This window comes from Trichocoleus sp. DQ-U1 (assembly GCF_039961925.1).
Classification (GTDB): Bacteria; Cyanobacteriota; Cyanobacteriia; order Cyanobacteriales; family FACHB-T130; genus FACHB-T130.
The window spans coordinates 1-9,640 of the sequence record NZ_JAMPKB010000128.1; the positions used below are offsets into that span (position 1 = coordinate 1).

7 protein-coding genes are annotated in these 9,640 nt (G+C 49.8%); 4 read left to right on the top strand and 3 right to left on the bottom strand.

Features of this window, described 5'->3' with window-relative positions:
* Nucleotides 1–332 precede the first annotated feature (332 nt).
* Nucleotides 333–2,258, top strand: coding sequence for a molecular chaperone DnaK (gene dnaK, locus NDI34_RS26695; RefSeq protein WP_190414776.1), 1,926 nt, complete (start codon nt 333–335; stop codon nt 2,256–2,258).
* 251 nt (nt 2,259–2,509) lie between these two features.
* Here the strand turns inward: dnaK and NDI34_RS26700 are convergent, their stop codons facing one another.
* Entirely contained in the window at nt 2,510–3,703 is a 1,194-nt protein-coding gene (locus tag NDI34_RS26700) for an HhoA/HhoB/HtrA family serine endopeptidase (protein WP_190414777.1), read from the bottom strand.
* Between the two features lie 86 nt (nt 3,704–3,789).
* A complete protein-coding gene (locus tag NDI34_RS26705) occupies nt 3,790–3,981 on the bottom strand; it encodes a hypothetical protein (RefSeq protein WP_190414778.1) in 192 nt (63 codons plus the stop codon).
* On the opposite strand from NDI34_RS26705, the gene NDI34_RS26710 reads away from it, so the two are divergent.
* Both NDI34_RS26710 and NDI34_RS26715 read left to right on the top strand, forming a co-directional pair.
* Nucleotides 3,980–5,299: a CHAT domain-containing protein gene (locus NDI34_RS26710; protein WP_348234342.1), complete on the top strand. Its 1,320-nt coding sequence runs from the start codon at nt 3,980–3,982 to the stop codon at nt 5,297–5,299. The two genes, NDI34_RS26705 and NDI34_RS26710, sit on opposite strands and share 2 nt — an antisense overlap.
* Before the next feature lie 67 nt (nt 5,300–5,366).
* A complete protein-coding gene (locus tag NDI34_RS26715; protein ID WP_348234343.1) occupies nt 5,367–7,829 on the top strand; it encodes a CHAT domain-containing tetratricopeptide repeat protein in 2,463 nt (820 codons plus the stop codon).
* Nucleotides 7,830–8,056: 227 nt separating this feature from the next.
* Here the strand turns inward: NDI34_RS26715 and NDI34_RS26720 are convergent, their stop codons facing one another.
* On the bottom strand, nt 8,057–8,296 hold the full coding sequence (locus NDI34_RS26720; RefSeq protein WP_190429476.1) for a hypothetical protein: 240 nt from the start codon (nt 8,294–8,296) through the stop codon (nt 8,057–8,059).
* Nucleotides 8,297–8,428: 132 nt separating this feature from the next.
* Between NDI34_RS26720 and NDI34_RS26725 the strand changes: the two genes are divergently transcribed.
* Nucleotides 8,429–9,640, top strand: a 1,212-nt coding sequence (locus NDI34_RS26725) for a caspase family protein (RefSeq protein WP_348234344.1), incomplete at its 3' end; no start/stop codon positions are given.

Genomic DNA, 9,640 nt, shown 5'->3' on the forward strand with positions numbered 1-9,640 from the left:
TCCTCTAGACGGCAAATACACCTATTTAATTACGGCTTGCCCCCATACCTAAAGCCCCTGATTTCCTTACAGTAGACACAGTGAAAGCAATCAGCAGATGTTAAGTGATTGAGCCAAAGGGGATGCCTCCTGAAGGTTAACCGTCCTTCCTCAGGTTCGGAAAACCCCACAACACCAGAGTGGCTAATCCCGCACACTATATAGATCGGTACGCACGCACCAATGGTTATTAAATCTGGAAAGAGCTGCTGATTTAACCCGGTTGGTTCAATTTGTAGTTCCGTATCCGCCCTCAAAAGTTTTTGTAGTTATTAGGAAGCCGAAATACCCCTATGGCAAAAGTAGTTGGAATTGACTTAGGTACGACAAACTCCTGCGTAGCAGTGATGGAAGGTGGTAAACCCACCGTGATCGCTAACGCAGAAGGTTTTCGGACAACCCCCTCTGTCGTAGCATTTGCCAAAAATGGCGATCGCTTAGTGGGTCAAATCGCCAAGCGTCAATCGGTGATGAACCCCGAAAACACCTTCTATTCGGTGAAGCGTTTTATCGGACGCAAGTTTGAAGAAATCACCCACGAAGCCACCGAAGTTTCTTACAAAGTGCTGCGCGATAGCAACGGCAACGTTAAGCTAGACTGCCCCGCTCAGAGCAAGCAGTTTGCACCAGAAGAAATTTCTGCCCAAGTGCTTCGCAAGCTGGTGGATGATGCCAGCAAGTACCTTGGAGAAACCGTTACCCAAGCTGTAATCACCGTTCCCGCTTACTTCAACGACTCCCAGCGCCAAGCTACCAAAGATGCTGGTAAGATTGCCGGGATTGATGTAATGCGGATTATCAACGAGCCAACCGCCGCTTCCTTGGCGTACGGACTCGAAAGAAAGGCCAACGAAACCATTCTGGTATTTGACCTGGGTGGCGGTACCTTCGACGTATCCATTTTGGAAATGGGCGATGGCGTGTTTGAAGTGTTAGCGACCTCTGGCGACACTCACCTGGGTGGTGACGACTTCGACAAGAAAATCGTTGATTACTTAGCCGAAGAATTCAGAAAATCTGAAGGCATTGACCTCCGCAAAGACCGTCAAGCCCTCCAGCGTCTCACCGAAGCCGCTGAAAAAGCCAAGATTGAGTTATCTAGCGTCACACAAGCGGAAATCAACCTGCCATTTATCACCGCTACCCAGGATGGTCCAAAGCACCTGGATATGACCCTGACTCGCGCTCAGTTTGAAGGACTCTGCGCTGACTTGATCGATCGCTGCCGCATTCCTGTAGAGAACGCCCTGCGCGACGCCAAGCAAGACAAGAGTGCAATTAATGAAGTCGTGCTGGTCGGTGGTTCTACCCGGATTCCTGCCGTACAAGAACTGGTGAAGCGGGTTTTGGGCAAAGAACCCAATCAAACCGTCAACCCGGATGAAGTGGTAGCTATCGGTGCCGCAATTCAAGCCGGTGTCCTCACAGGTGAAGCTGGAACTGAAGGACTATTGCTGCTCGACGTTACCCCCCTCTCTTTGGGTGTGGAAACCCTCGGTGGCGTGATGACCAAGATTATCCCCCGCAACACCACGATTCCTACCAAGAAGTCTGAGGTCTTCTCTACTGCTGTAGATAATCAGACCAACGTAGAAATCAAGATTCTGCAAGGCGAACGGGAGATGGCGGCGAACAACAAAGAGTTGGGGATCTTCCGTCTGGATGGGATTCCTCTGGCTCCTCGTGGAATGCCACAAATTGAAGTTACCTTCGACATTGACGCCAACGGTATCCTGAACGTCACAGCTAAGGATCGCGGTACTGGCAAAGAGCAATCGATCAGCATCACGGGTGCTTCCACCCTGCCCCAAAACGAAGTGGAGCGGATGGTCAAGGAAGCCGAACAAAATGCGAGCACTGACCGGGAGCGTCGTGAGAAGATTGACCGCAAGAATCAAGCTGACTCCCTCGTTTACCAAGCTGAGAAGCAAATGGCTGACTTGGGCGACAAGGTTCCCGCTGCTGACAAGAGCAAGGTCGATGGATTGGTCAAAGACCTGCGCGATGCGATCGCTAAGGAAGACGATGAGCGCATCAAGACGCTCACCACAGAGCTACAGCAGGCTCTCTACACCATCGGCACGAACATCTATCAACAAGCAGGCGGCGCAGGTGCCGCTCCTGGCGATGGCACCGGCACCCCTGGTGGTGGTGGTTCCAGTCAGTCCACTGGTACTGGGGATGATGTAATTGATGCTGATTTTACGGAAAGCAAGTAATTAGCTAAGTGCTAATCGCTAATTGCTAATTGCTAATAAGGGTTGATGAATTGCTTTTGGGCGCTCATCAGCCCTTTTTTAATGCAAAACTACGCACAATTACTTTCTTCCTTGCCCCAAAATGACCCGCTCCCTAGAAGCGTGTCTAGTCTAAGGTTCGGGTTTCCTTCCTCAACCTAGCTCCCTACTGCTTTGCGTACCTTTGCGCCAACCTCAGCGTACCTTTGCGTTAAAAACAGAAATTATTGATGCTACTCCACAGGGAAGGCACCAGGTTGTACTTGGACAGTTTCAGTCCGACCGCTACGGTTGACCTCTACTTCTAATCTGGAGCCGACGCTACTCGCTTCTACCCGTTCTTGCACTTGATCGGCACTTGCGACCGCTTGACCGCCAACTTTCTGGATCACATCTCCTGCACGCAAGCCAGCGCGTTCTGCGGGTGAGTTTTTGACCACCCGAACGATGACAACGCCTTTATCCTGCGTAACTTTGAAGCCCGCCTCATTGTCTTTGTTAATGTCGTCTTTTAGTTCCGGCGTCAGCGTTACCATTTGAATTCCCATGTAGGGATGCTCGACGCGACCTTTGCTAAATAGCTGATTGGCGACTCGTTCGGCGGTTTCAATCGGGATGGCAAAACCGAGTCCCTGAGCATTTGCCCGAATGGCTGTATTAATCCCAATCACTTCACCCCTGGCATTTAACAAGGGGCCACCAGAGTTACCAGGGTTGATAGCGGCATCGGTTTGGATAAATCTGACTCGCTTATCCGGGACACCTACCTGCGAACTGGAGCGACCCGTCGCGCTGACGATACCCACCGTCACCGTGTTATCTAGACCGAGGGGATTGCCAATTGCGATCGCCCACTGTCCCGGTATTAAGTTATTCGAGTCTCCCAAGCGTACCGTCGGCAACTTTGTCGCATCAATTTTGACAACTGCCACATCCGTAACCGGATCGGCTCCCACAACTTGACCCTCCATCGTCCGACCATCTTTGAGCGTCACCTTGACCTTATCTGACCCCGCGACAACGTGGGCATTTGTCATTAAGCGACCATCAGCACTGAGAATGAAGCCAGATCCGGTACCTCGTTCCACCCGTTCTTCCGGAACCGGCGTTTCATTCCCAAAAAATCGTCGGAAAAACGGGCTTCTGAAAGTATCTGGAATGTCCTGCGATACGGTACGAGCCGCATCAATTCGCACGACAGCAGGGCCAACTTTTTCGGCTGCTTCGGCAATAAAATTCAGGTTCTCTTGGGGAGCGCGATTCTGGGGCGGGGAGATTTGCTGTAGCGCGGCTGGAATCGCTGATGGGATTCTGCCTTCGACACTGGGGTTGTCTGCTGCGAAATGGCGACTGGCATATATTCCTGCACCACCGCCGATAGCCAGCAAAGCTAGATAAGTGGTCAGCTGTTTGACAAGTAAACTCATGGTCTTTGGGCTGAAGGACAGCAATACAGGTAATAATTCCACTCTAATCAAAAAATGCTGTGGATGAGCAGCATTTGGGTAGAGTTTTAACTGGGTTTCAAGATATTGGGGTGCCCAAGAGGAGGCACAAACAGCGCATCAGAGTGCATACGCGATCGCTTGGTTTGTCGCGTTGGCGTCACCACTACCCCAGGATACAGCCAACACTGGACACGCCCGATTCCCTGGGCTAAGACAGTGTAAACACTGTCCGTACATCTACTTACCTTGTCAGCCATGCAACTCCAGAAAATCAGCCTTACCGGGGTGCAAAACCTTGTACCCTTACTGATTACTTTTGTGGCAACTGTCTTAACCCCTTTCCCAGGGAAGACGGCTGAAATTTTCCCTGGCTCTCAGGTGTTGGCACAAACTCCAGAGGCTCCAGCGACCGTCAATCCAATCAATATCGAACAAATTCGACAAGTTGCTAAGGAACACAACGCTACACTCGTTGAATACTCAATTAATTACGAGACGTTCCCCGTTCAAGGAAAAGAACAAACCCAGGAATCAGAACTGCTGATTTGGGTGGTTCAACCCACAGGTGAAATCACCTTACGACGGGTTGACCTGAGACCGTTGTGGCAGAAGCAAAATACCTCTCTCTCAGAGTTGGTGAGTAGTAGTCGTGCGGCGATGGGGATTGGGAGTGCTGCAAATAAGAGTGGCATCTTCGTGACGACAAAACAGGACAATCGCCCAAGCAAGCAGTTACAGCAACTTCATCAGCTGCTCGTTGAGCCGATTGCCGAATTGTTGCCAAAAGCTCCGAACGCTCGTGTCGCCTTTATCCCGCAAAAATCTCTGTTTCTGCTTCCCTTCGCAGCGCTGCAAGATAAACAAGGCAAATACCTGATCGAGCGACACGCAATTTTCACTGCTCCCTCGATTCAGTCGCTGGATTTACTTTACAAGCATCGACAGCGAATCCAAGGGATTGCCAAGGATGTGCTGGTGGTGGGGAATCCGACGATGCCCCGCGTTCCTCCCAAGATAGGACAAAAGCCGGTGTTGTTACAGCAACTGCCCGGAGCGGAACAGGAAGCAAACGCGATCGCGAATCTCTTCAATACCCAAGCGCTTACCGGCGACGCAGCAACTGAGACCTCGATTGTGCAGCAAATGCCCCAAGCGCGAATTATTCATCTCGCAACGACTGGGTTAATCGATGAGGAGGAGGCATTGAGAAATGCGATCGCTCTCGCTCCCTCTAATACCGATGACGGGTTGCTCACAGCAGAAGAAATCCTGAATCTGAAGCTAAACGCTGAGTTAGTTGTCCTGAGTGCCTGCGATGCGGGTTTGGGTCGAATTACCGAGGATGGCGTGATTGGGCTAACGCGCTCTTTGATGGCAGCGGGAGTTCCCAGCGTCATTGCCCCCCCTGGGTCTATGCCGGATGAGCAGACTGCCTTCCTGATGACCGAGTTTTATAAAAATCTTCAATCGAATCCCGATAAAGCTGCTGCAATGCGAAGCGCCATGCTAGCGACGATGAAACAACATCCCAACCCAATAAACTGGGCGGCTTTCATCCTCATCGGCGAACCGTAGAGACAGCGCCTCTGTGCCTATCTTCATCCCAGCTATTTGACAACTCAGTTCATTTACCTAGCCAACTATGCATTCTCGTAGAATCAGTCTAATCGCCTTCATCGCCTTTGTTGCCTCCGTCTCGGCACCTTTAGCTGCCAATTTTCCAGCACCTTTAAGAGCGCCACGGGTGTTAGCTCAAACCCAAGCTGACCGGAAAGCGAAAGCCGACCGACTGCTAGATCAAGGGATTCACCAGTATCAGATCGGTCAATTTGAGGCAGCATTACAGTCTTGGCAACAGGCACTGATTATCTATCGAGAAATTAAAGACCGCGAGGGTGAGGGAGCAGCACTGGGAAATCTAGGAGTTGCTTACGATTCCCTGGGGGACTATGCCAAGGCCATTGAGTACCAACAGCAGCATTTGGCGATCGCGCGGGAGATTAAAGACCGCCAGGGTGAGGGGAAAGCTCTGGGAAATCTGGGAGTTGCTTACGATTCCCTGGGGGACTATGCCAAGGCGATTGAGTACCAACAGCAGCATTTGGCGATCGCGCGGGAGATTAAAGACCGCCAAAGTGAGGGAGCAGCTCTGGGAAATCTGGGAGTTGCTTACCTTAACCTGGGGGACTATGCCAAGGCGATTGAGTACCAACAACAGCATTTGGCGAGCGCACGGGAGATTAAAGACCGCCAAATTGAGGGGACAGCACTGGGAAATCTGGGAGTTGCTTACCGTTCCCTGGGGGACTATGCCAAGGCCATTGAGTACCAACAGCAGCATTTGGCGATCGCGCGGGAGATTAAAGACCGCCAGGGTGAGGGGAAAGCACTGGGAAATCTGGGACTTGCTTACCTTGACCTGAGGGACTATGCCAAGGCGATTGAGTACTCCCAGCAGGTGTTGGCGATCGCGCGGGAGATTAAAGACCGCCAGGGTGAGGGGAAAGCTCTGGGAAATCTGGGACTTGCTTACCTTGACCTGAGGGACTATGCCAAGGCGATTGAGTACTCCCAGCAGGTGTTGGCGATCGCACGGGAGATTAAAGACCGCCAAAGTGAGGGGACAGCTCTGGAAAATCTGGGAGTTGCTCTCTACAAATCTGGCAATCTTGCGGCAGCAGAGAAAACTCTAATCGATGGAATGGAGGTTAGGGAATCTCTCCGAGAAAGATTAGGCAGCGACGATGCCAATAAAGTTTCAATTTTCGAGCAGCAAGTTCGCACCTATCGCACTTTACAACAAGTCCTGATTGCTCAGAATAAGACCGATGCAGCACTGGAAATTGCCGAACGGGGTCGGGCACGGGCGTTTGTGGAGTTGCTGTCGAGGCGATTATCCCCGAACTCTGTAGAGACGTTACCTGCAAAGTATCTACAGCCGACAATTTCACAGATTCAACAAATTGCCAAAACTCAAAATGCCACCCTCGTTCAATATTCGATTATTTACAATGAGTTCAAAGTTCAAGGTAAACAACAAACCAAGGAATCAGAACTTTTTATTTGGATTATCAAACCCACAGGTGAAGTGACATTTGGTCGCAGCGACCTCAAACCCTTGTGGCAAAAAGAGAATTCTTCTCTACAAAACCTTGTTACCAACACCCGTCAATCAATGGGCGTAAGGGGACGTGGTGGCATTGAAGTAGCGCTAATAGAGGAAGAAAGGCCAACTAAAAGATTACAGCATCTGCATCAATTACTGATAGAACCGATTGCCAAAGAGCTGCCAACCGATCCGAATGCTCGTGTAATTTTTATCCCTCAAACAGAACTATTCCTAGTCCCCTTCCCAGCTCTCCAATATGCCAATGGCAAATACCTGATTGAAAAACATACGATTCTCACGGCTCCCTCAATTCAAGTGCTGGATTTAACTCATCAGCAAAAGCAACGTGTGAAGACGCAATCAATTCCATCTCAACAAGAGGCGTTGGTAGTGGGTAATCCGATAATGCCTGGAGTGGTGCTGAACCCTGGAGAACCAGCGCAGCAGTTACCTAATTTGCCGTGGGCGGAACAGGAAGCAAAGGATATTGCTAAACTACTCAAAACTCAAGCGATTACTGGTAGCCAAGCCACCAAAGTCGCGATCGCGCAAGCATTGCCTAAAGCGCGAATCATTCATCTAGCTACTCATGGCTTACTAGATGATTACCGGGGATTGGGAAGTGCGATCGCTCTCGCTCCATCTAACCAGAATGATGGGTTGCTCACTGCTGAAGAAATCCTCAATCTAAAATTGAATGCTGAATTAGTGGTTCTCAGTGCTTGCGACACCGGACGAGGACGCATTACGGGCGATGGTGTTATTGGTTTATCCCGTTCTTTAATTTCCGCTGGTGTGCCTAGCGTGGTGGTCTCTCTATGGCAAGTCCCGGATAATTCGACTGCTTTTTTGATGACGGAGTTTTATAAAAATCTTCAGCAAAAGGCTGATAAAGCTACGGCATTGCGAAATGCGATGCTGACAACCATGAAACAGCAACAATATTCAGATCCCGTGCAGTGGGCAGCATTTACTTTGATTGGCGAAGCTGAATAAGGCAATATTCATCTGAGCGCTTGACAAAGATTTGTTAGAGAATTTATTTCTAACTAATGACAAAACTTTTTCTACAACGATTAGGAAAAATAAGTGGAATCGAATCTAGTTAATTATTTTTTTGATGATTGGTCAGTAATGGATAATTGTTTTTTTATCCTTCCACCTATTCTTTATTAACCATTACCAACCTGACAAATAAAATAAGTTTCCACCCAAAGTTGACGCTAGAACTTAGGCATAGCGGTCAGTGCGATCTCGCTGACTCCCCAAGCTTCAAAAAACTGGCGATAGAGAACTTTACTGGCTGAGGTTAAGTCGCCATCCGGCTCGATGATTCCTCCTTGGAGGATTTTTCCCCCATCTGTGCGGAAATCCAACCTCAGATCGCCATTTTCATCTTGTTGAATGATAAAATTTCCGTTTGCCAAAACTTGACCAGCACGACTTAAAATAGCGCAGCGCATCGTTAACGACTTCCGATATAAATAGAACACAGTTAACCATGTCACTAATCTGTGCCGTCGTCAACATAGCTCGTTGAACACAGGATTTCAGTAATCTCAGCCTTTCATCCTGCACCACTTGAGGAAACATTGATGATGTCTCACATCAAGCGCCGTCAGTTTTTGCAATTTGCCGGATCGACGCTGGCAACTTTGGGTTTAAGCCATCTGGATGTGATGCGAAAGGGCGATCGCTATGGCAAAGTCCTCGCGCAAAGCACACCCCGCAAACTGGCGCTGCTGGTGGGAATTAACGCTTATCAAAATAGTAGCGATCGCTTAGCGGGTTGCATTACCGATGTGGAAATGCAGCAACATCTGCTGATTCACCGCTTTGGCTTCAACAAGAAGGATGTCCATATCCTGACAGATGCCCAAGCCACTCGTGAAGGTATCTTGGGTGCATTTGACGAATATCTGATTGGGCAAGCGAAGCCGGGAGATGTTGTGGTGTTTCACTTCTCCGGGCACGGTTCGCGGGTAGATGACAGCCCAGAATGCGATGAAGTGGTCTTAAAACTGAGCGAAAGTTGTTTAAACAGTACCATTGTCCCTGCCGATAACTCTCTACCTTTGGTTGCCCGTCGCCGTGGGGGTATTGCATCCGATATCACAGGACACACGCTGTTTTTGCTGGCGTCAGCGGTAAAAACAGAAAACCTGACAATGGTTCTAGATAGTTGTCATGCTGGGGGCGGGAAACGGGGGAATTTGAACGTCAGGGCGCTGGATGGTGGCGTGCAAGTTAAAGTCAGCCCAGTGGAGAAAGAATATCAGCGGCAATTGCTATCGCGGGTAAATTTATCCCCGGATGAGTATATTCAGGCACGCAGGGCAGGAGTTGCCAAAGGGATCGTCATTGCTGCCGCCGATCGCAAGCAACTGGCGGCGGATCAGCGCTTCAACGGCTTTGCGGCGGGGGCATTTACTTATGTGATGACCCAGTATCTTTGGCAGCAAACCGGGGATGAACCCGTGGCGAGTGCGATCGCAAATATTGCCCGTACTACTAACCAGATTTCTTCTACGGGTCAAATTCCAGAATATGAAGCTAAGCAAAAAAGCAATGAAGAGGAACCCGCTTACTTCCTAAACCAACAGACTCTCCCGGCGGAAGCGGTAATCACCAAAGTTGAGGGAGATGGGGTGCAGTTGTGGTTGGGAGGTGTCAATTCCCAAAGCATCCCTGCCTTCGATCGAGGTGCGATTTTGACAGTGATAGACGCTCAAGGCAAGGAGCAAGGATTGGTACAGTTGGAAGCGAACTCGCGCAAAGGATTAACGGCGCGGGGCAAACTCCTAAAT